Raw genomic sequence first — 22,199 nt, forward strand, 5'->3', positions numbered from 1 at the left:
CACCCCTGGCCGTCTATCCAAGAGAAACGTGCCTTGGATCCGCTGTTGCGGGGCGCTTCGAGGCTCCCTTCGGTCGCACCTCAGCATGAGGAGTGTTGTGTTTTCCAGAAGCGTTCAGATGATGAGCCGGCTAGAAAGATGTGTGCACACGGTAGCCGCACGCGGGGAGAGGGGATGCGCACGACTCGACGTGTGACTCCGCAAGCCCCTACAGGGGTGAGGAATCGGGCCCGCCCGACCCGCCATGTGCGGGACCGCACAATCGATCCCCGGCTCCCGCGCCCGGCCGTTCCGTCCCCCCCGGGATGTGTTAGACGGCGCGCCGGTTCACACGGACCCGCCGGAGCGCGATGTCGCCGATCATCTCCATCGAGACCCTGTCGAAGACCTACGCCTCGGGGTTCCAGGCCCTCCGATCCGTCAGCCTCGACATCCACCGCGGCGAGATCTTCGCGCTGCTCGGGCCGAACGGGGCCGGCAAGACGACGCTGATCGGCATCGTCTGCGGCATCGTCAGCCCGACCGAGGGGCGCGTCACGGTGGGCGGCCACGACATCCGGGCCGATTACCGCCAGGCCCGCCGGATGATCGGCCTGGTGCCGCAGGAACTCACCACCGACGCCTTCGAGACCGTCTGGGCCACGGTCAGCTTCAGCCGCGGCCTGTTCGGGCTGAAGCCCGACCCGGGCCATATCGAGCGGGTGCTCAAGGATCTCTCGCTCTGGGAGAAGCGCGACAGCCGGATCATGACGCTGTCGGGGGGCATGAAGCGGCGGGTGCTGATCGCCAAGGCGCTCTCGCACGAGCCGCAGGTGCTGTTCCTCGACGAGCCCACCGCCGGCGTCGACGTGGCGCTGCGCCAGGACATGTGGCGCCTCGTGCGCCGCCTGCGCGACCAGGGCGTCACCGTCATCCTCACCACCCACTACATCGAGGAGGCCGAGGAGATGGCCGACCGGGTGGGCGTGATCCGCCGCGGCGAGATCATCCTGGTCGAGGACAAGGCCGAGCTGATGCGCAAGCTCGGGCGCAAGCAGCTGATCCTCCACCTCCAGGCGCCCCTCGCGGCTCTGCCGGACGCGCTCGGCGCCCACCGCCTCGACCTCGCGCCGGACGGTGCCAGCCTGACCTACACCTATGACAGCCAGGGCGAGCGCACCGGCATCACCGCCCTCCTCACGGATCTGCGCGCCGCCGGCATCCGCTTCCGCGACCTCGAAACGCGGCAGAGCTCGCTCGAGGACATCTTCGTCGGCCTCGTCAAGGATCCCGCATGAACTGGCCCGCGATCCGCGCCATCTACCTGTTCGAGATGGCGCGCACCTGGCGCACGCTCCTGCAGAGCATCGTCGCGCCGGTCATCTCGACCTCGCTCTACTTCGTGGTCTTCGGCGCCGCGATCGGCTCGCGGCTGAACGTGGTCGAGGGCGTGCCCTACGGCGCCTTCATCGTGCCGGGACTGATCATGCTGTCGCTGCTCACCCAGAGCATCGCCAACGCCTCCTTCGGCATCTACTTCCCGCGTTTCTCGGGCACGATCTACGAGATCCTCTCGGCCCCGATCTCGCCGATCGAGATCGTGGCGGGCTATGTCGGCGCGGCGGCCTCGAAGTCGATGCTGCTCGGGCTGATCATCCTGGCGACCGCCGCGCTGTTCGTGCCGGTCCGCATCGAGCACCCCGTCGTCATGGTGTTGTTCCTGGTCCTCACCGCCGTCACCTTCAGCCTGTTCGGCTTCGTGATCGGCCTGTGGGCGGACGGGTTCGAGAAGCTGCAGCTGGTGCCGCTCCTCATCGTCACGCCCCTGACCTTCCTGGGCGGGAGCTTCTACTCCATCGACATGCTGCCGCCGGTCTGGCGGGCGCTGAGCCTCGTCAACCCGGTCGTCTACCTGATCAGCGGCTTCCGCTGGAGCTTCTACGGCCGCGGGGACGTCAGCCTGGGGGTGAGCCTCGCCATGGCGCTGGCCTTCCTGGCGATCTGCCTCGGGCTGGTGACCTGGATGTTCCGCACCGGGTACCGCCTCAAGACCTGACTCGCCGCGCGCCGGGGGAGCGTCACGCGCTCGCCCGCGCCAGGGCCAGGGCCAGGGCCAGGAAGGCGTCGACCTCCGCCTCGGTGGTCGAGAAGGCGGTGATGAGCCGCACGAAGCGGTCGTCCTCGCCCACGGCGACATCCGGCGGCAGGGCGGCGGAGGTCCAGTCGTAGAACACCGCCCCGCCCTGCTTCAGCCCCCGCTCCAGCGGCGCGGGCAGGATCGGGAAGACCTCGTTCGCCTCGACCGGCCAGGCGAGTCGCACGCCCGGGATCGCGGCGAGGCCCTGCCCGAGGCGCGCCGCCATGCGGTTGGCCTGCCGGGCATTCGCCAGCCAGTGGTCGTCGTCGAGATAGGCGTGGAGCTGCGCCGCGAGCAGGCGCCCCTTCGACAGGACGTGCCCGGCCCGCTTGCAGCGATACGCGATCGTCTCGGCGAGGTCCGGGCGGAAGATCACGATCGCCTCGGCGGCGAGCGCCCCGTTCTTGCTCGCCCCGAAGGACAGGACGTCGACCCCCGCCCGCCACGTGATCTCGGCGGGGGTGCAGCCCAGCGCCGCCACCGCGTTCGCGAAGCGCGCGCCGTCCATGTGGACCGCGAGCCCGTGGGCGTGGGCGGTCCGCGCGAGCCGCGCCACCGCGTCGGGCGCGTAGACGAGGCCGCCCTCGGTGGCCTGCGACAGGCTGAGGGCCCGGGCCGGCATCTGCTTCACGTGCCGGGGCAGGCCCGCGAGCGTCGCCTCGAGGGCGTCCGGATCGATCCGGCCCCCCGTCCCGGGCAGCCCCTGGAGCTTGGCGCCGTGGGTGAAGAATTCCGGCGCGCCGCACTCGTCCGTCATCACGTGCGCCTCCGCGTGGCAGAGGCAGAGCCCGTAGGGCGGCACCATCGCGGCGAGCGCCAGGGCGTTCGCGGCCGTGCCCGTCGCCACCGGCACCACCACGAGGTCGGAATGCGCGAACAGGGCGCGGAAGCGCGCCGTGAGACCCGCGCTGAGCGGGTCGGCCCCGTAGGCCGGCATCGCCCCCGCATTGGCGCGCACCAGCGCGTCGAGGATCGGGGCGCTGGCGCCGGTGACGTTGTCGCTCGCGAAGTTCACGCGGTCCGCTCCTGCCGAATCACCCGGGCCACGATGCCGGGTGCGGGCGCCCGCCGCGACCGCGGCGGCATCATGGCGGGCATGCAGGGCCGCCCCGGCGTCCCGGCTTTCGCGACGATCGTGCGTCACCGGGAGCGGTTTTGTACGTTCGTTGCGGTGGCATGCCGCATAACGCAAGAAAATCACGCGGCAGGGCCGGGGCGGCCCTTGCTGGAGCCGTTGAAATCTGGCAACGTCCGCAAATAGGACAGGAGCACTGTCCCATTTCGTCCCGGGCCCCCGCGGTCCGGGTTCCGCGTGGCGTCGTCTTGGCGGGCTGGTCCATGGCTTGCACGGTGACCAAACGAGATCCGAAAGGCACCGCCCCGCGGGCGGTGCGGACGCGCGCCGGCTGACGAAGCCGCGAAGCGTCCGCGAGGTGCGGGCGCTCCCCTGACGCGAGACGCGGCCGAACCTCCAACAGAACGATGCGGTGGCCCCATGCGGAGGCCTCGCCGAGCGACACCGAGCGTGGCCCGGAAGGGTCCGCCGAGCGTGCCCCTTCCGCGGCCTCGACGGCCCGGGCGGGGCCTCCGGAACGATGCGCCGGCGCGCCGCCGGCCGTGTGGCAGCAGCTGCGCCCGGCCGGGCGCCGACGGGAGACGAGACGATGAGCGGCCTGGACCCCTCCCAGCACCCCACCCGCGCGCCGGCGGCGCGCGCCCTCGTCGTGCGCGACCCGGCCCTGCCGGCCGAGCAGGGGCTCTACGACCCCAAGCGCGAGAAGGATGCCTGCGGCGTCGGCTTCGTCGCCGACATGCACAACCGGCGCAGCCACGCCATCGTGCAGCAGGGCCTGCAGATCCTGGAGAACCTCGACCACCGGGGCGCGGTCGGCGCCGACCCGAAGATGGGCGACGGCTGCGGCATCCTGGTCCAGATCCCGCACGCCTTCTTCGCCGCGGAGGCCGAGCGCCTCGGCCTGACCCTGCCGGAGGCGGGCCAGTACGGCGTCGGCCAGCTCTACATGCCCCGCGACGAGGCGGGCTTCCAGCAGGTCGTCGGGATCGTCGAGAAGGCGGTCGCCGACGAGGGCCTGACGCTGATCGGCTGGCGCGACGTGCCGGTCGATTCGAGCGACCTCGGCGAGAGCGTGAAGGCGAGCGAGCCGCGCCACCGGCAGGTCTTCATCGGCCGCCCCGCCTCCAGCCCCGACCAGGACGCCTTCGAGCGGCGGCTGTACCTGTGCCGGAAGGTCATCTCGAACGCGGTCTACACCCTCAAGGACCCGGCGCTGAAGGAGTTCTACCCGGTCTCCCTGTCGTCGCGGACCATCGTGTACAAGGGCATGGTGCTGGTCCACCAGCTCGGCCGCTACTACCTCGACCTCACGGACGCGCGCTTCACCTCGGCCCTGGCCCTGGTGCACCAGCGCTTCGCCACCAACACCTTCCCGACCTGGCGCCTGTCGCACCCCTACCGGATGGTGGCGCATAACGGCGAGATCAACACGCTGCGCGGCAACGTCAACTGGATGGCGGCGCGCCAGGCGAGCGTGGATTCCGAGCTGTTCGGGAACGACATCTCGAAGCTGTGGCCGATCTCCTACGAGGGCCAGTCCGACACCGCCTGCTTCGACAACGCCCTCGAGTTCCTCGTGCAGGGCGGCTACTCGCTCGCCCACGCGATGATGATGCTGATCCCGGAGGCCTGGGCCGGCAACCCGCTGATGAGCGAGGAGCGGCGCGCCTTCTACGAGTATCACGGCGCGCTCATGGAGCCCTGGGACGGGCCGGCCGCGGTCGCCTTCACGGATGGCCGCCAGATCGGCGCCACCCTCGACCGCAACGGGTTGCGCCCGGCGCGCTACGTCGTGACCGAGGACGGGCTCGTGGTCCTCGCCTCCGAGATGGGCGTGCTGCCGATCCCGGACGACAAGATCGTCGAATCCTGGCGCCTGCAGCCGGGCCGCATGCTGCTGATCGACCTCGACAAGGGCCGGATCGTCTCCGACGAGGAGATCAAGCGCGACCTCGCCGCCGCCCATCCCTACAAGGAGTGGCTGAAGCGCACCCAGATCGTGCTGGAGGACCTGCGCCCGGTGCAGCCGCGCGAGTCGCGCACCGACGTCTCGCTCCTCGATCGCCAGCAGGCCTTCGGCTACACGCAGGAGGACCTGCGGCTGCTGATGCAGCCCATGGCGGTGACCGGCCAGGAGGCGGTGGGCTCGATGGGCTCGGACACGCCGCTCTCGGCGCTCTCCGACAAGCCGAAGCTCCTCTACACCTACTTCAAGCAGAACTTCGCGCAGGTGACGAACCCGCCGATCGACCCGATCCGCGAGGAGGCCGTGATGAGCCTCGTCTCGTTCATCGGGCCGCGGCCGAACATCCTCGACCTGGAGGGCACCTCCCGCAAGAAGCGGCTGGAGGTGCGCCAGCCGATCCTGACCAACGCGGACCTGGAGAAGATCCGCTGCATCGGCCATTTCGAGGACCGGTTCGACACCAAGACGCTCGACATCACCTACCCGGCCGAGCTCGGCGCGGCCGGCATGGACGGCGCCGTCGACCGGCTCTGCGACCGGGCCGAGGCGGCGGTGCGCGGCGGCTACAACATCATCGTGCTCTCCGACCGGGCGACCGGGCCGGACCGGATCCCGATCCCCGCGCTGCTGGCCACCGCGTCGGTGCACAACTACCTGATCCGCAAGGGGCTTCGCACCTCGGTCGGGCTCGTGGTCGAGTCCGGCGAGCCGCGCGAGGTGCACCATTTCGCGTGTCTCGCCGGCTACGGCGCCGAGGCGATCAACCCCTACCTCGCCTTCGAGACCCTGCTCGCCATGAAGGACGAGCTGCCGCCCGACATCTCCGACGACGAGATCGTCTACCGCTACATCAAGTCGATCGATAAGGGCCTGCTCAAGGTGATGTCCAAGATGGGCATCTCGACCTACCAGTCCTATTGCGGCGCGCAGATCTTCGACGCGGTCGGGTTGAACTCGTCCTTCGTGGAGCGGGACTTCTTCGGCACGGCGACGACGATCGAGGGCATCGGCATGGCCGAGGTCGCCGAGGAGACGCTGCGGCGCCACCGCGACGCCTTCGGGGACGCGCCCGTCTACCGCAACGCCCTCGACGTCGGCGGCGAGTACGCCTACCGGCTGCGCGGCGAGGCCCATACCTGGACGCCCGACACGGTGGCGACGCTCCAGCACGCCGTGCGCATGCGCCTGCCCGAGCGCTACCGGGAATTCGCCCGGCTGGTGAACCAGCAGGAGAACCACCTCAAGACCCTGCGCGGCCTCTTCCGCATCAAGAGCGCGGCGGAGATCGGGCGCACTCCCGTCGACATCGACGCCGTCGAGCCGGCGGCGGAGATCGTGAAGCGCTTCGCCACGGGCGCCATGTCCTACGGGTCGATCTCCAAGGAGGCGCACGAGACCCTCGCCATCGCGCTGAACTCCTTCGGCGGGCGCTCGAACTCGGGCGAGGGCGGCGAGGAGCGCGAGCGCTACCGGCCGCTGCCGGACGGGCGCTCGCGGCGCTCGGCGATCAAGCAGGTGGCCTCCGGCCGCTTCGGCGTGACCACCGAGTACCTCGTCAACGCCGACATGATGCAGATCAAGGTGGCGCAGGGCGCCAAGCCCGGCGAGGGCGGCCAGCTTCCCGGCCACAAGGTCGACGCCAAGATCGCCAAGGTCCGTCACTCGACGCCGGGCGTCGGCCTGATCTCGCCGCCGCCCCACCACGACATCTACTCGATCGAGGACCTCGCCCAGCTGATCTTCGACCTCAAGAACGTCAACCCGGCGGCCGAGGTCTCGGTGAAGCTCGTCTCCGAGGTCGGGGTCGGGACGGTGGCGGCCGGCGTCGCCAAGGCGCGCGCCGACCACATCACCGTCTCGGGCTACGACGGCGGCACCGGTGCGGCGCCGCTCACCTCGATCAAGCACGCGGGCGGTCCCTGGGAGATCGGGCTCGCCGAGACCCAGCAGACGCTGGTCCTCAACCACCTGCGCGGCCGCGTCGCCCTGCAGGCGGACGGGGGCATCCGCACCGGGCGCGACGTGCTGATCGCGGCCCTGCTCGGGGCCGACCAGTTCGGCTTCTCGACCGCGCCGCTGATCGCGGCGGGCTGCATCATGATGCGCAAGTGCCACCTCAACACCTGCCCGGTCGGTGTCGCGACCCAGGACCCGGTGCTGCGCAAGCGCTTCAAGGGCACGCCCGAGCACGTCATCAACTACTTCTTCTTCGTCGCCGAGGAGGTGCGCGAGCTGATGGCCTCGCTGGGCGTGACGACGCTCGACGAGCTGATCGGGCGTTCGGACTACCTCGACAAGCTCGCGGCGATCTCGCACTGGAAGGCGAAGGGCCTCGACTTCACCCGGCTGTTCCACAAGCCGGAGGTGCCGGACCACGTCGCGATCCGTCACGTCGAGGCGCAGAAGCACCCGATCGACCACGTGCTCGACCGCCGGCTGATCGCGGCGCTGGGGGACGCGATCGAGACGGGCGAGCCGGCCAGCGTCGAGGACGTGATCCGCAACTCGGACCGCGCTGCCGGGGCGATGCTCTCCGGGCTCGTCGCCAAGGCGCACGGCCACGAGGGGCTGCCGGACGACACCCTCACCGTGCGGCTCACCGGCACGGCCGGCCAGAGCTTCGGCGCCTGGCTGGCGGCGGGCGTGACGCTGATCCTCACCGGCCACGGGAACGACTACGTCGGCAAGGGCCTGTCGGGCGGCAAGCTGATCCTGCGCCCCTCCGACGCCCTCAAGGCGCCGGCCGAGCGCACCATCATGGTGGGCAACACCGTCCTGTACGGGGCGATCGCGGGCGAGGCCTATATCCGGGGCGCGGCCGGCGAGCGCTTCGCGGTGCGCAACTCGGGCGCCATCGCGGTGGTCGAGGGCATGGGCGACCACGGCTGCGAGTACATGACGGGCGGGGTGGTCGTGTCGATCGGCGAGACCGGGCGCAACTTCGCGGCCGGCATGTCGGGCGGCATCGCCTACGTGCTCGACGAGGACGGGACCTTCGCCAAGCGCTGCAACCTCTCGATGGTCGACCTGGAGCCGGTCGAGGAGGAGGACGAGTTCATGCGCCGCTTCCACCAGGACGGCGACCTGGAGACCAAGGGGCGCATCGACATCCTGGCGGATATGTCGGGCCACGACGAGGCGCGCCTCGTCGGGCTCATCAACAACCACCTGAAGTACACCGGCTCGGTGCGCGCCAAGGCGATCATCGACAACTGGGACACGTACCGCACCAAGTTCGTGAAGGTGATGCCGGTCGAGTACCGGCGCGCGCTTCGCGAGATGGAGCGGGCCCGGATGCCGGTGGCGGCGGAGTAGCGCGGGCACGAGAGGACGGGCGCGGCCGTGGGCGAACCCTCCCCCCTCTGCGGGGAGGGTGGCCTGCGGCGCAGGCCGGGAGAGGGGCCGGCGCGACGCTGCTGGGTCCGGCGCCCTTCACCCCGGTCTCGATCTAACCTGAAGCGTGGTTCCCCTCTCCCGCCCGGCTGCGCCGGGCACCCTCCCCCGCAGAGGGGGGAGGGATGAGGTGCGACCCTGGTGAGCGGCGATGGGAGAGGGGGAGAGGAAGCGGTGAAGCTCTACGGCGACTTGATGTCGGGCAACTGCCTGAAGGTGACCTACGTGGCCGACGTCCTCGGCCTGCCCTACACCCTGGTGCCCATCGATATCATGCGGGGAGAGACCCGCACCCCGGAGTTCCTGGCCCGCTTCCCGATGGGGCAGGTGCCGGGCGTGGTGTTCGACGACGGGCGCACGCTCGCGCAGTCGAACGCCATCCTGCGGTTCCTCGCCCGGGGCAGCCGCCTGCTGCCGGAGGATCCGTGGATCCAGGCCGAGATCGACCAGTGGCTGTTCTGGGAGCAGTACAGCCACGAGCCGACGATCGCGGTCTGCCGCTTCCACATGCGCTACCGCGGCGAGCCGGCCGAGACCCGCGACCCGAAGAAGGTCGCGGGCGGCGAGGCGGCCCTCGATCTGATGGAGCGACGCTTGGTCGCCGCCCCGTGGTTCGCAGGGGAAGCCTTCACGATCGCGGACATCGCCCTCTTCGCCTATACGCAATTCGCCGACGAGGGCGGATTCAGCTTGAGCGCGAGGCCGGCCGTGCGCGATTGGCTCGCCCGTTGCACGCGGGACCTCGGCCTGCCGCGCGACACCTGACATCCCTGCCGCTCGCGCCCGAGCCGCAGGTCCGATCCGTCCTCTCTTCCAGACGTCGAGTTTTCCCGATGGGCAAGGTCACAGGCTTCCTCGAATACGACCGCCAGGAGCAGAAGTACCAGCTCGCCGGCGACCGCGTGCGGCACTTCCTCGAATTCACCCTGCCGCTCGACGAGCACGACCTGAAGAAGCAGGCGGCCCGCTGCATGGATTGCGGCATTCCGTTCTGCCACGGCCCGACGGGGTGCCCGGTCCACAACCAGATCCCGGACTGGAACGACCTCGTCTTCAACGCCGACTGGGAGGAGGCGTCGCGCAACCTCCACTCGACGAACAACTTCCCCGAATTTACCGGCCGCATCTGCCCGGCGCCCTGCGAGGAGGCCTGCACCCTCAACCTCGAGGACCAGCCGGTCACGATCAAGACCATCGAGCAGGCGATCGCCGACAAGGCCTGGAGCATGGGCTGGGTCGTGCCCGAGCCGCCGCAGGTCAAGACCGGCAAGCGGGTGGCGATCATCGGCTCGGGCCCGGCCGGCCTCGCGGCGGCCCAGCAGCTCGCCCGCGTCGGCCACGACGTCCACGTCTTCGAGCGCGAGCCGAAGGCCGGCGGCCTGCTGCGCTACGGCATCCCCGACTTCAAGATGGAGAAGCGCCACATCGACCGCCGCGTGCGCCAGATGGAGGCCGAGGGCGTGCAGTTCCACTACGGCGTGAACGTGGGCGTGACCCGCTCCTTCGCGAGCCTGCACAACGAGTTCGACGCGGTGCTGTTCGCCGGCGGCGCCGAGGACCCGCGCAACCCGCTTCTGCCCGGCCAGGACCTGGAGGGCGTGCACTTCGCCATGCCCTACCTCGTGCAGTCGAACCGCCGGGTCGGGTCCGAGGAGGCGGTGGCGGGCGAGACCCCGATCCTCGCCTCGGGCAAGAACGTGGTGGTGATCGGCGGCGGCGACACCGCCTCGGACTGCGTCGGCACCGCCTTCCGCCAGGGCGCCCTGTCGGTGACGCAGCTCGACATCCGGCCCCGTCCTCCGGAGAAGGAGGACAAGCTCGCGGTATGGCCCTACTGGGCGACGAAGCTGCGGGTCTCGTCGAGCCAGGCCGAGGGCGCCGAGCGCGAGTTCCAGGCCGCGACCCTGCGCATCGAGGGCAAGAAGGGCCGGGTGAAGGGCGTGGTCTGCGCCCGCGTCGACGAGAAGCGCCAGCCCATCGCGGGCAGCGAGTTCCTGCTGCCCGCCGACCTCGTCTTCCTGGCGATCGGCTTCGCCGGCCCGCTGGCGAAGGGGCTGCTGGAGGAATCGGGCGTCGAGCGCGACCGGCGCGGCAACGTCAAGGCCGACGAGACCAGCTACCGGACCTCGAACGAGAAGGTCTGGGCGGCGGGCGACATGCGCCGCGGCCAGTCCCTGGTGGTCTGGGCGATCCGCGAGGGACGCCAGGCCGCGCGGGCCATCGACGCGGCGCTGATGGGCGAGACGACCCTGCCGCTGTGAGGCGGGGAGCGAACCCTCCCCTCTCCGCATGGCTGTCCGGAAAACTGTGAGGCACGTCTCCCCTCTCCCGAGTGGGAGAGGGGCCGGGGGATCGAAGATCCCGCGTGAGGGTGGCTCGGCCTTCGCTAGAAATGTGAACCGTGCAGCTCGCAGCTCGACGGTTCAGACTTCTTGCTGAAGCGTCCGCCCCTCACCCCTACCCCTCTCCCACTCGGGAGAGGGGATCCCGCGCGTACTGGAGCGGCGTCGTTCGTTGTTCAATTCGCCTTTTTCGAAGACCAAAGCCCACGAAAAGGCGCCTCCAGTCTTCCCCGGACGGCCGTGCGCAGAAGGCGGGAGTTCGGCGCGAGCCGCCCCTCAGCCCCGCGGCCACCGGAAATCATCCGCCCGCCCCGGCTGCGGGCTCGGCGGGGCGCCGCGGGTGAGCGCCCGCTCCACCACGTAGCCGGCATCGCCCTCCACCCGCGGCCGCCCGGTCACCAGCTGCCCGCCGGGCGAGACCTCGTTGCGGGTGAGCGGCACCACCGGGCCAGCGCTCGGCTTGACCGGCAGCGCCGGAATGCCGGGCGGCTCGGGCAGGCTCGGCAGCATCGTGGCGATGCGCCGGTCGATCGCCGCGTCGTCGTCGTCGGTCTTGGCGCTCGGGGCCGTCTCGGCCGGGGCGGCCGGGCCCGGGGCCGCCACCGCGTCCGGCACGGCCGGGCCGCCGCCGCGGCTCTCCATCAGCCGCTTGATCTCCACGTCGGCGAAGTGGGCCGCCTTCCGGGCGCCGGCCTGGGTGAAGTGCACGCCGTCCGTGGTGCGCAGCTTGGCGGACTGGCCCTCGACGTCCGGGCCGGTCACCGCGTAGCGGTTCTGGTCGTCCACGAAGGCCGGCCAGATGTCGACGTAGACGCCCCCCGCCCGCTGCACCCGGTCGCGGTCGATCTCGTTGATCGAGATCAGGTCCGCCGAGAGCGCCTCGTTCTTCATCGGCGGCTCGCCGACCCAGACCACCGGCACCTTGGCGTCCGCGAACACCTTCAGCAGGGCGTCGACCCGGTCGCGGTAGAGCGTCCGCCAGCGGTCGCTGAGCGGATCGAGGCTGGCATCGCCCTCGCGCAGGCTCTGGCGGTCGTTGGCGCCCACCATCACCACCGCGTAGGTCAGCTTCGGGTTGGACTTGAGGTACTCCTCGGCGGCCTTCGGCCAGTCGACCACGTCCTTGCGCACGAGGCCGCTGTCGCCCCGCGCCTTGCGGATCACGAGGATGTCGGGATTCGCCTCGTAGGCGGCCTCCAGGCCCTTGCCGAGGAGATCGGCGAGGGAATCGCCGAACACCGCGATCTGCACCGACGGGTTGGCCTTCGGCTTCGGGGCGGGCGCCGCCGCCACGGCGGGCGCGGGCCGGGGCTTGGGCCGGTGCTGCACCGAGCGGCCCTCGCGGCTGCGCCGCGTCTCGCGGGAGATGGAGGTGTCCCGCGGCGCGTCGCGGTAGCGGGGCCGGGGCGTCCGGTAGCCGCCGTAGCTGCGCTCCTGGGGCGGCGGCGCGGCCTGGGGCGGCGGCTCGGGCTCCCAGAACCAGCGCTGCGGCTGGGGCTGGGGCTGCGGGGCTGGCGCGCGGCGGTAATAGCCCTGGCGCCCGCCATAGCCGTCATCGGAGCCGCGGGACCGGGCGCCGTAGGGGTCCGGCCGCGGCGCCTGGTAGGCGTCGTCGTTGCCGCCCCACCACTGCGCCCGCGCCGGCACGGCCGTCGCCAGGAGGCCGGCACAGACCAGACCCCGCAGCGCGTCACCGGCGATCCTCCGCCACCTCATGCGTCCCCCGCCTCGTCCCTTCGGGAAACCCGGACGATAACGCATGACGGCCGCGATCGCACCCGCGGGGGCGCGGCGCCTTCGCCGGGTCAGGGCGCGCGGCGCAGATGCGCCAGCAGCGCCGGCGTGGCGTAGCCGTCCGCGGGCAGGCCGGCGGCGATCTGGTAGCGGCGCACCGCCTCGCGCAGCCTCGGCCCGGCGCGCCCGTCGAGGGGGCCCGCGTAGAGGCCGCGGGCCGCGAGCCCCTGCTGCAGCGCCGTGAGGCCGGCCCCGTCGAGGCGCGGCGCCGTCGTCGGCCAGGCTGCGGCAAGGGGCCCGGCCCCGCCGATGCGCTCGGCGAGGAGCCCGACCGCCAGCGCGTAGGAATCCGAGGTGTTGTACGCCCGGAAGGCCTCGAAATTGTCGGTGATCAGGAAGACCGGCCCACCGATCCCGCCCGGCAGGAACAGGCTCGCCTCGCCGGATCCCGGCACCGCCGACCCGTCCGCCCGCACCACGCCGCGGGCGGCGAAATCCGACAGGGGGCCGCGATAGCGCGCGAGGTCGAAGCCGGCGGGGAGCCGCACCTCCAGCCCCCAGGGCAGGTCCCGGCGCCAGCCGGCCTGTGCGAGGAAGTTCGCGATCGACGCGAGGGCGTCGGGCGCCGAGGTCCAGATGTCGCGCCGCCCGTCGCCGTCGAAATCGACCGCCGCCCGCAGGTAGACGGAGGGCAGGAACTGCGTCTGACCCATGGCGCCGGCCCAGGATCCCTTGAGCCCCTCCGGCGCGACGTCGCGGTGCTCCAGGATCTCCAGGGCGGAGAGGAGTTCGTCCCGGAACAGGTCGCCGCGCTGGCCGGATTCCGCCAGGGTGGCCAGCGCCCGCAGAGTCGGCACGCTGCCGGTGCCGGCGCCGAAATCCGATTCCATGCCCCAGACCGCCAGCAGGACCGGCGCCGGGACGCCGTAGCGCGCCGCGATCCGCCCGAGGAGGTCCGCCCGCCGCGCCGCCTCGCTGCGCCCGCGGGCCACGCGCGTCGCCGAGACCGCGCCGGCGAGGTACTCCCAGATCGGGCGGCCGAACTCGCCCTGGCGCTGAAGCCGGGCGAGCACCGAGGGGTCGGGCGCCGTGACGGTCCGGAACGCGGCGTCGAAGGTCGCCCGCGACACGCCGCGCGCCTCGGCGAGGGGCCACAGGGCCTCGATCCAGGCCCTGAAATCCCCCGCCGCGGCGGCGACCGGCGCCAGGACGAGGCCCGCGAGGAGACTCCGGCGGAGCACGCGGAGCGGCTCCTAGCGCTGGTTGCGCCGGGCGAGCGACGCCTCCCAGGAGAGGGCCTGCTCGACGATGCCGCGCAGGTCGTCGTGCTTCGGCTGCCAGCCCAGGCGCTCGCGGATGCGGTCGGCCCCCGCGATGATCTGGGACGGATCGCCCGGCCGGCGCGGCGACAGCCGCACCTCGAAGTCCTTGCCCGACACCTCCTTGACTACCTGGATCACCTCCAGGACCGAGTAGCCGCGCCCGTAGCCGCAGTTCAGGGTCAGGCTCTCGCCGCCCCCGCGCAGGTGGTTGAGCGCCACGAGGTGCGCGTCGGCGAGGTCCGAGACCTGGATGTAGTCGCGCAGGCAGGAGCCGTCCGGCGTCGGGTAGTCGGTGCCGAACACCTCCAGGTGGCTGCGCGTCCCCAGCGCCGCCTGGGTGGCGACCTTGATCAGGTGCGTGGCGTTCGGGGTCGACTGGCCCGAGCGCCCGCGCGGGTCGGCGCCCGCCACGTTGAAATAGCGCAGGGCGACGGAGGTGAGCCCGTGCGCCTTGGCGGCGTCGGCGAGCATCCACTCGGTCATCAGCTTCGAGCGGCCGTAGGGGTTGATCGGGTTCGTGGGCAGGTCCTCGGGCACCGGCACCACGGCCGGCTCGCCGTAGACCGCCGCCGTCGAGGAGAAGATCACGTGGCGCACGCCCTCGCGGACCGCCGCCTCGATCAGGGCCCGCGACTTCACCGTGTTGTTGAGGTAGTAGCCGAGCGGGTCGGAGACCGAATCCGGCACCACGATCTTGGCGGCGAAATGCGCGATGGCGTCGACCTTGTGGCGGCGGATCGTCTCCGCGACCAGGGCCTGGTCGCCCATGTCGCCCTGCACAAGAGTCACCTCCGGCGGCAGCGCCCAGGCGAAGCCCGTGGACAGGTCGTCGATCACCACGACCTCGTCCTGACCGGCATCGAGGAGCGCCAGGACCATGTGGCTGCCGATATAACCGGCGCCGCCCGTGACCAGAACCGCCATCTGCCCGCTCTCCACTCCGTTGCGGTCCGATCACTACCGGCGGATGCTGGCGCGTCAATGATCTGTGCGGCGGCGCCGTCCCGCGCTATGCCTGGGCCGCGCCGGGCCCGGTCCCGACCCGTACCAAAATGAGCGGATCACCCACGATGAAGCCCATTCGCAAAGCCGTCCTGCCCGTCGCGGGTCTCGGCACCCGCTTCCTGCCGGCGACCAAGGCGGTGCCCAAGGAGATGCTGACGGTCGTGGACCGGCCCGTCGTGCAGCACGTGGTCGACGAGGCCCGGGAGGCGGGGATCGAGCACTTCGTCTTCGTGACCGGCCGCGGCAAGGCGGTGATCGAGGACCATTTCGACATCGCCTTCGAGCTCGACCGCACCCTCCAGGAGCGCGGCAAGCAGGCCGCCTACGAGGAATTGCAGCGCGACCTGCCGAAGGCCGGGCAGACCAGCTTCACCCGCCAGCAGGCGCCGCTCGGCCTCGGCCACGCGGTCTGGTGCGCCCGCGAGATCGTCGGCGACGAGCCCTTCGCGGTGATCCTGCCCGACATGCTGAGCCGCGGCTCGATGAAGCAGATGCTCACCGCCTACGAGCGCCACGGCGGCAACATCATCGCGGTGGAGGAGGTCGCCCCCGACCAGACCCACCAGTACGGCATCGTCAGCGTCGGCGAGGAGTACGGCGACACCTTCCAGATCACCGGGATGGTCGAGAAGCCGCCGAAGGGCACGGCGCCGTCGAACTTCATCATCTCGGGCCGCTACATCCTGCAGCCGGAGATCTTCGACATCCTCGGCAAGGGCGAGAAGGGCGCGGGCGGCGAGATCCAGCTCACCGACGGCATGAAGCGCCTCGCCGAGAGCCAGGCCTTCTACGGCATGCGCTACCGCGGCCGGACCTACGACACCGGCTCGAAGCTCGGCTTCCTGGTGGCGAACCTCGCCTACGCCCTCGAGCGCGAGGACCTGCGCGACGACCTCAAGCGGGAAATGGCCGAGCTTCTGCGCGGGGCGTGAGGCGGCCATGCGCCCGCAGCGGGGTGCGGCATTCAATTCCCCTTGCGGATTGTGCGCCGCGCCTTAAATGTTGCGTTGCGGGATCGCGATGGCGTCGCGGTCCGGCAGCCCTCTTTGGGCGTTTCCTCCCTAGACTTCGGGCCGCTCGCGAGAGCGGCCTTTTTTCTGCGCGCACGCCGCCCGTTCACAGGCAGCCTGCGCGTCCGGGTTGTGTCGTTCCTGCCCCGCGTCCACTCTCGCGGCGCCCGCGCCGGGCGCGGAGGAGACGATGGCCGAGAGCGACCGCCCGCAGACGCCCGATCCGGGGCGGTTCGACCTCATCGCGGAGGCGCTGGGCCTGCCGGACGCGGCCGGGGCGGAAGGGGCCGTCTCCGTCCTGATCGACCGTGCGGCGGCCTGCCTGCGCGTCCAGCGCCTGGACCGGCCGGTCCCGCCCCATCGTCACCGCACCTGCGACGAGTACCTCTACGTGCTGTCGGGGCGGGGCACCTGCTGGAGCGGCGATCCCGCGCGCGAGGCGGCGTTCGGTCCCGGGGAGCTGCTGGTCTTTCCCCGCGGCGCCGCGCACGCGCTGCCGCGCATCCTGGCCGAGCCCCTCGTGGTCCTGGCGATCGACGCGCCGCGGCGGCCTCCGGAGGACGAGATCCCTCTCGAAGCGGAGACGGCTGCGGCCGAGAGCGGTGCGGCGCCCGACGCGCGCCCGACCGGAAACCGTCCATGACGGACAGGCCCCGCATCGCCCTCGTCACCGGCGCCGCCCCCTGTCGCTAAGCGTCTCTCACAAAACTCCCGATCCCCGTCGTCGCTCGCTGTGGCACCTCCAGCGCAGCGGGAGTTTTGTGAGGTGCACCAAGTCGGGCTCAGGCCGCAGAAGGGGCTGTCCGCCCTCGGTCTCATGCTTTGTTCGCGACGGGACATCCGAAGCGGGTGGCGAGAAGCGGATCTTGCTCCCGCACGGGTCCAAGCCCCGGCGAATCCGAAGCCCTTGCGCAGCCAGAGCATCGCCTCGAAACAGGGATTGGATTGAGCAACTCGGGGCAATCCGAGCCGCCTGGGCCGTCGTCCAGGCGGACGCGTGCATCGCCGCGGTGCGAGCGACGATCCTTCCACGATGACGATCCCCTGCCGGGCCGTCACGCCGATCGGCCTCGCCCCGCCGGGCCCGGCCTACTTCGCCTTCAGGAGATCCGGGACGTCGAGCAGCACGAACTCGTTGTCGTCGGCTACGTTCGGATCGCGGCTCGCCGAGAAGGGCAGGTTGTTGTCGTTGCCCACGATGATGTGGCGCTCGTCGACGCGGTCGACGTTCTCGATCGTCAGGAACGGCAAGGCCAGGACCCCGCCGGTGAGCGGCTTGCGGGCCCGCTTGTGCGGATCGGCGATGGCGAGGAGGTCGACATAGCCGATCTTGCGCACCGGGCCGCCCTGGTTCGCCTCCGTCATCTCGATCTTGTAGACGCGCTTGAACCGCGCCGGCACCGAGAAGCAGTCGGTGCGCTTCTCCCCGCCCGGAGGGCAGGCCTTGTCGGGAGTGCCCTCGCCGTCGTCGCGCTCGATGATCAGGCCGGTGGTCCCGTCGATCAGGTTGAAGTCGCCGATGGCGTTGCCGTTCTGCTCCAGGGGATAGGTCCAGAACCGCCCCGTCCAGGCCGTCGCGCCCACGTCGAATTCGAGGATGCGCAGGTATTCCCGACCATCCCGCTTCTCCCAGTCCTTGGCATCGGCGTCCCAGAGCGGGCCTTCCAGGAGCGCGTAGAGAAAGCGCCCGTCGGGCGAGACCGCCATGCCCTCGAAGCCCTTCGAGCGCCTGAGGTTGAACGCCACCGGGGCGGTCGGGACCGCCGGGGTCGTCACCGCGTAGTGGTCGGGGGAGCGCACCGTCTTGCCGGAGGCGGTGGTCTCGAACACCGCCTTCACGTGCCCGCTGCGGTCGGCGCGGATCAGGTAGGGTCCGAATTCCTCCCCGATCCAGAGGTCGTCGCCGACGAACTGGAAGCTCTCGGGATCGAAGTCGCTGCCCGTCAGGTAGCGGGTCTCGGTGCCCTCGTTGGCGATCCGGAACGGCACGCGCCGGTCGGGGTCGCTCAGGAAGATCGTCTCGAGCCGCGCGACGCTGCCCTGGTCGAAGTCGATCCGGTAGCGGTTGAGGTAGAGCATGGCGTCGGGCGAGTTCGCCTTCGAGCCGTAGCCGTTGTCGGTGAGAACCCAGTACGTCCCGTCCGCCATGCGCCGGATGCCGGAATGGCCCTGCAGCGGCTGGCCCCGGAAGGGCAGCTTCACGCCGGTGGGGCGGCCCATCGACAGGCCCTCGACCGTGCCGGCCGCGTCGACGCGGCGGCCGGTGGTGAACTTGCCGGCGACGGTCAGGTCGCGCGGCGCGTCGGCGGGCGCCTCGATGAAGCTCTGCGCCGGAAGGATCGCGTGGCCGGCGAGCAGGGCCGGGAAGGCCTGGGGCTCGGCCCGGGCGGCCGAGGCGAGGCCGAGGATGAGCGCGATGGCCTTGGCGGCCGGACGGGAGAATCGCATCGAAGCCTCACCGAGGGTCAGGGCGGGGCCCTTCTGCGCGCAGCCGATGTCACGGCCGTGACATTCCGGCCGGGCTGCGACGCCGCCTCGGCCCGGGCGCGATCAACGCGCGATCGCGGGCGCGTCTCGGACGGCCGCGGCGGCCGCGACGGCGCGGGCGAGGGTCGCCTGGTCGAAGGGCTTGGCGAGCCGCGCCACGGCGGGGCTGACGCCGCTCGGGATCTCGCCGTAGCCGGAGGCCAGGACGTCCAAACCGTCGTTGCGAAGGACGTTGGTCTCGTTGTCCTCGATGAGATCCTGGCCGTCGCCCCTGTTGAACAGGTACAGATCGCCGTCGCCGCCGCCCCGGAGTGTATCGTTCCCCTTTCCGCCGTTGATCACGTCGGGTGCGTCCGTCCCGGTGACGACGGTCGAGGCATCGTCGGGATGCGTGGCGGCGGCCCACGAGAGATCGAACCGCGACCAGACGGTGCCGTCGGCGAACACGACCTGCGTCACGCCGCCGTCCGGACCGAAATTGCCGCCGAAGATGCCGGGAATGCGGGGCTCGAACTCGTTCTTGATTCTCAGGGTCTGCCCGGTCGCCGTGACCGTCATCACGATGTCGATGCCCTCCCGCGTGACCGTCACGTCGGCCGGCTTGAGGCTCGTGAAGCGCAGGATGTCGTCGCTCGACGACTTGCCCGCCTCCTCCATGTCGTCGATCACGGCGTGATCGAACGAGCGCCCGACGATGTAGTTGTCGAGACCGAGGCCACCGCTGGCGGTCTGGTTGTCCTGATCGAGGTAGAAGATGTCCGCCTCGTCGGTTCCTGTCATCTGCGCCGAGGGAGCAACGAAGATACCCCGCGGCACGTCGATCCTTTCAAGGACGTCGAGCGCCGAGAACGGTTAGGTCTTCTCCTCGAACGCCGTTAGGATCTGCTGGGCGAGGAAGCCGTAGTTCTTCTCGCCGTGGTTGTCGCGGGCGAAATCGCCGACGATCACGTCCATGAACGGTTTCCAGCCCGACAAGGTCGCAAGGGGCGCGTCGGTCGCCGCGACGCGATCGAGCAGCGCCTCGTAGACGGGAACGAGCTGCCGATCCGTCGTGGCATGGAACTGGTCGTCTGCGGGGTCGTAGCGAAGCCCGGTGAAAAGCGAGGCCAGCGGTCCGCCCTGGATCGCGATGCGCACCGCGATCAGATGCAGGCCCTCGTCGATGGTTTTCAGTGCGAGTTCGACGGCCTCGAGCCCGGCCTTCATGTTGTCGGGCTTCACCAGCAACGTCTCGCCGAGGTAGCGCTCGAAGAAGCGGAGGTCGATCCCCGGAATCGCTGACAACACCGCCGCGTTGTCATTCGCGAACAGGTGCTGGGAGACCGAAGCGGTTTCGTTCGAGGGAACGAGCACGACGAGGGTGGCGCCGTCGGCGAAGCTGCGTGTTGTGCGGGAGTAGGTCCGGTCCTCGAACGAGAATTGATCCTCGACCGTGGCCGTGGGAACCGACCCTCGGGTGATCGCCACCAGATCCGGGTCGGCGGTCGAGCCGAGATGCGTGTAGGACAGGATCGTGCCCGACGCGAACCACCAGGTTCGCGTCGGACGTTGGTCGTCGCTCGTCAGAGCTTTGTCTGCAACGTCGTAGGCGTAGTCGAGTAGCTTATTGTCAGACGATCGTAGAACCGAGATGTCGGGATACGCCTTTCCGTCCGGAAGAGCCTCGGCCATGGTTCCATCTGCGAGCCGCAGCGGCGAGCCCTCGACCCAGGCGGTCAGAACGGGACGGATCGCCTGAACGAGGGGCTTAAGGTCTGGCCCGGTGATCGTCGCCAGCGCCGCCTGCACCTCTCCGATGCCGGCCGTCCGGTGGCTCAACGCCTCGCGCAGCGAGACGAGCGTCCCGTGGCCCTTCAGATCCGGTGCCGCCGCAGCGTCGGCTGTGACGGCGATGGCATCGCCCTGGTACCGGCTGTTCTGGTTGTCGACGCGGAGGTTCAGCTCGGCCGCGGTCCCGGTCGTGCCGTCCGCGCGCGTGAAGGTGGCGGTGCCGGTTCTCAGAAAATGCCGTAGGGGAAATCGCATCTGCGGTTTGATTCGAAGTTGCCATGATATATCACTTGGATATATCACTTGCCATGGATTTTTGCAGGCTTCAGCAATTCACGAATCTTTTGGATAAACGCATGCGTTGAAATTCAGCAATTTCGATAATGGGGTGATGAGATGCGGGATTTGAAGATGGAAATGACTGCCTCTATCACATCGTTGTTTTGTCGAATAGTAGTGTTTGCAACATCGATGTTTTATATATTTATATTGAGAATGTCGTTTCTCCGTCCATTAGAATATTTTTTTGCAGAAAACGCATGGCAGCTTCTATTATATCTCCTGATCGCGTGCTCATTTGATACGATCTCGGCATTTTTGACTCCGAAATACAAATTAGAAATAGTTGCCGTTCTTATAGCATCATGTGCTTGCACTGTTTTTATAATACTAGTAAGTCACAAATATATATTTCTGTCCGCAAATTCAATCGATGAGTTCGACCAAGGAGAAAAAATACTTTGGTTTATTTTGTTAGAATCGATACATCTAGCCGGTATGATTATATCAATTTTAGTGCATTTTTTTGATAAAAGAAACTCGTTTATGCCCCGTTGTGCAGCAGACGTCTGTTTGTCTCTCTTACTCATTACGATGGTTTCGACTGCACGCATTGCGAATTACAAGCATATCATATGGATCTCTGAAATCGGTCTATCGGAAGATTTGCTGGGACTTTTTTGGCTTCGTGTTGGCGATGCAATGGCCATTTTTGCCGCAATATTCCTTTCGCTCAAGCATAAGATTGTTATGCTCGTACCATTCGCTTATTATAACTTCGTACTATGGATCACGTTCTTAGGAAACAATAGCAAGTTCGATTTTTTAAGCAGGAAAATGGTACAAAATGGCTTTGCTATATTAGATATACCAAACAGTATTGCTGGATCTGCTTTGTTCTTATATGTATTGGTAAAAATATTATTTAGTTGTATAAGAACTAATCGGAATGGCTGACCGAGACTTGATCGGAGCAGTTACCCGTAGCGTCTGCCTCGGAAGAGAAGGCAACCGAGCTTGTCTGCAGTGAGGTGGGCTGGGTGGGGGAAGCGATCAAGCGGTGGTAGTCTTGAGGAGGGTGGCGAATGGGCCGGCCGTCGCGACGCGGGCAGTGTCGACGACGGTGCGCAGGTCGGGCTTGTCACAAACTCGGATGCGGCGCCGTTCACGGGTCGGTAGCACGGATCGTTAGGGGCGTGATGACATTCCTGGATCAACTTGAGGCACGAAATTCAGCAAATGATTGAGTGAAACACTTGAAAGCAACATAAATATGTTTGACCGCTACGTACGACACGTACACTGCACCAAAAGTATACGAAAACATCTCTAGCGGGATACAGGTCATATCGAGTACTTGCGCTGACCTTCCATGGAGAAAATTAAAGTTCTGACCATGCTCTAAAAACAACCGCCAGAGGGTTAATACATGGACGCACTGCAGAAATATAAGTATCATTTTGGCTTTATTACCGCCTATCGCGGCTATCAGAATAGGAATTATAACGGGAGTTAAGCCATATGCTACATAATTATTGCCGCTTATGAATGATATCGGGGACCGATCCAGCAAATCTTCAATGTCCGGCACATAATTTAAAAACAGCAAGGTCAATATAATGTAAGATAGAATGGTGACGAACGAAGAATAATTACTCAATTTTCTACTTACAAACAAACATCTTTTCAAAACTAAAAAA

Annotated in this window: 14 protein-coding genes and 1 pseudogene; 7 read left to right on the top strand and 8 right to left on the bottom strand. The window is 68.5% G+C overall.

Going from position 1 to position 22,199, the window contains the following annotated elements:
• Positions 1-350 precede the first annotated feature (350 nt).
• A complete protein-coding gene (locus ACW9J6_RS22670; RefSeq protein WP_457118780.1) occupies positions 351-1,277 on the top strand; it encodes an ABC transporter ATP-binding protein in 927 nt (308 codons plus the stop codon).
• Entirely contained in the window at positions 1,274-2,035 is a 762-nt protein-coding gene (locus ACW9J6_RS22675) for an ABC transporter permease (RefSeq protein ID WP_457118781.1), read from the top strand. Before ACW9J6_RS22670 ends, ACW9J6_RS22675 begins: the two co-directional genes overlap by 4 nt.
• A 22-nt stretch (positions 2,036-2,057) precedes the next feature.
• Here the strand turns inward: ACW9J6_RS22675 and ACW9J6_RS22680 are convergent, their stop codons facing one another.
• On the bottom strand, positions 2,058-3,131 hold the full coding sequence (locus ACW9J6_RS22680) for a threonine aldolase family protein (RefSeq protein WP_457118782.1): 1,074 nt from the start codon (positions 3,129-3,131) through the stop codon (positions 2,058-2,060).
• A gap of 649 nt (positions 3,132-3,780) precedes the next feature.
• On the opposite strand from ACW9J6_RS22680, the gene gltB reads away from it, so the two are divergent.
• The 3 genes from gltB (at position 3,781) to ACW9J6_RS22695 (ending at position 10,811) form a co-directional block, all read left to right on the top strand.
• A complete protein-coding gene (gene gltB / locus ACW9J6_RS22685) occupies positions 3,781-8,472 on the top strand; it encodes a glutamate synthase large subunit (RefSeq protein WP_457118783.1) in 4,692 nt (1,563 codons plus the stop codon).
• Between the two features lie 252 nt (positions 8,473-8,724).
• Positions 8,725-9,315, top strand: a complete 591-nt coding sequence (locus ACW9J6_RS22690) for a glutathione S-transferase family protein (RefSeq protein WP_457118784.1) — start codon at positions 8,725-8,727, stop codon at positions 9,313-9,315.
• A gap of 68 nt (positions 9,316-9,383) precedes the next feature.
• Positions 9,384-10,811: a glutamate synthase subunit beta gene (locus ACW9J6_RS22695; protein ID WP_457118785.1), complete on the top strand. Its 1,428-nt coding sequence runs from the start codon at positions 9,384-9,386 to the stop codon at positions 10,809-10,811.
• Between the two features lie 357 nt (positions 10,812-11,168).
• Here the strand turns inward: ACW9J6_RS22695 and ACW9J6_RS22700 are convergent, their stop codons facing one another.
• From ACW9J6_RS22700 to galE, 3 genes are all read right to left on the bottom strand, one after another.
• The gene (locus ACW9J6_RS22700; protein ID WP_457118786.1) at positions 11,169-12,608 is read right to left on the bottom strand and encodes an SGNH/GDSL hydrolase family protein; all 1,440 of its coding nucleotides are present in this window, start codon (positions 12,606-12,608) and stop codon (positions 11,169-11,171) included.
• A gap of 89 nt (positions 12,609-12,697) precedes the next feature.
• Positions 12,698-13,867, bottom strand: a complete 1,170-nt coding sequence (locus tag ACW9J6_RS22705) for a lytic murein transglycosylase (protein ID WP_457118787.1) — start codon at positions 13,865-13,867, stop codon at positions 12,698-12,700.
• Positions 13,868-13,879: 12 nt separating this feature from the next.
• The gene (gene galE, locus ACW9J6_RS22710; protein WP_457118788.1) at positions 13,880-14,872 is read right to left on the bottom strand and encodes a UDP-glucose 4-epimerase GalE; all 993 of its coding nucleotides are present in this window, start codon (positions 14,870-14,872) and stop codon (positions 13,880-13,882) included.
• 146 nt (positions 14,873-15,018) lie between these two features.
• On the opposite strand from galE, the gene ACW9J6_RS22715 reads away from it, so the two are divergent.
• Both ACW9J6_RS22715 and ACW9J6_RS22720 read left to right on the top strand, forming a co-directional pair.
• Positions 15,019-15,885 carry a UTP--glucose-1-phosphate uridylyltransferase gene (locus ACW9J6_RS22715; RefSeq protein WP_457118789.1) on the top strand — a complete coding sequence of 289 codons (867 nt, stop codon included), beginning with the start codon at positions 15,019-15,021 and terminating at the stop codon, positions 15,883-15,885.
• Positions 15,886-16,153: 268 nt separating this feature from the next.
• Positions 16,154-16,606, top strand: a complete 453-nt coding sequence (locus ACW9J6_RS22720; RefSeq protein ID WP_457118790.1) for a cupin domain-containing protein — start codon at positions 16,154-16,156, stop codon at positions 16,604-16,606.
• A 172-nt stretch (positions 16,607-16,778) separates the two neighbouring features.
• Here ACW9J6_RS22720 and ACW9J6_RS22725 read toward each other — a convergent pair.
• The 4 genes and pseudogenes from ACW9J6_RS22725 to ACW9J6_RS22740 form a co-directional block, all read right to left on the bottom strand.
• A pseudogene (locus tag ACW9J6_RS22725) lies at positions 16,779-16,896 on the bottom strand (IS6 family transposase); the annotation flags it as partial.
• A gap of 156 nt (positions 16,897-17,052) precedes the next feature.
• On the bottom strand, positions 17,053-18,411 hold the full coding sequence (locus ACW9J6_RS22730) for an esterase-like activity of phytase family protein (protein WP_457118791.1): 1,359 nt from the start codon (positions 18,409-18,411) through the stop codon (positions 17,053-17,055).
• Between the two features lie 102 nt (positions 18,412-18,513).
• On the bottom strand, positions 18,514-19,230 hold the full coding sequence (locus tag ACW9J6_RS22735; protein WP_457118792.1) for a calcium-binding protein: 717 nt from the start codon (positions 19,228-19,230) through the stop codon (positions 18,514-18,516).
• 72 nt (positions 19,231-19,302) lie between these two features.
• Positions 19,303-20,475 carry a hypothetical protein gene (locus ACW9J6_RS22740; protein ID WP_457118793.1) on the bottom strand — a complete coding sequence of 391 codons (1,173 nt, stop codon included), beginning with the start codon at positions 20,473-20,475 and terminating at the stop codon, positions 19,303-19,305.
• Positions 20,476-22,199 lie beyond the last annotated feature (1,724 nt).

It is taken from the genome of Methylobacterium sp. JK268 (assembly GCF_054052225.1).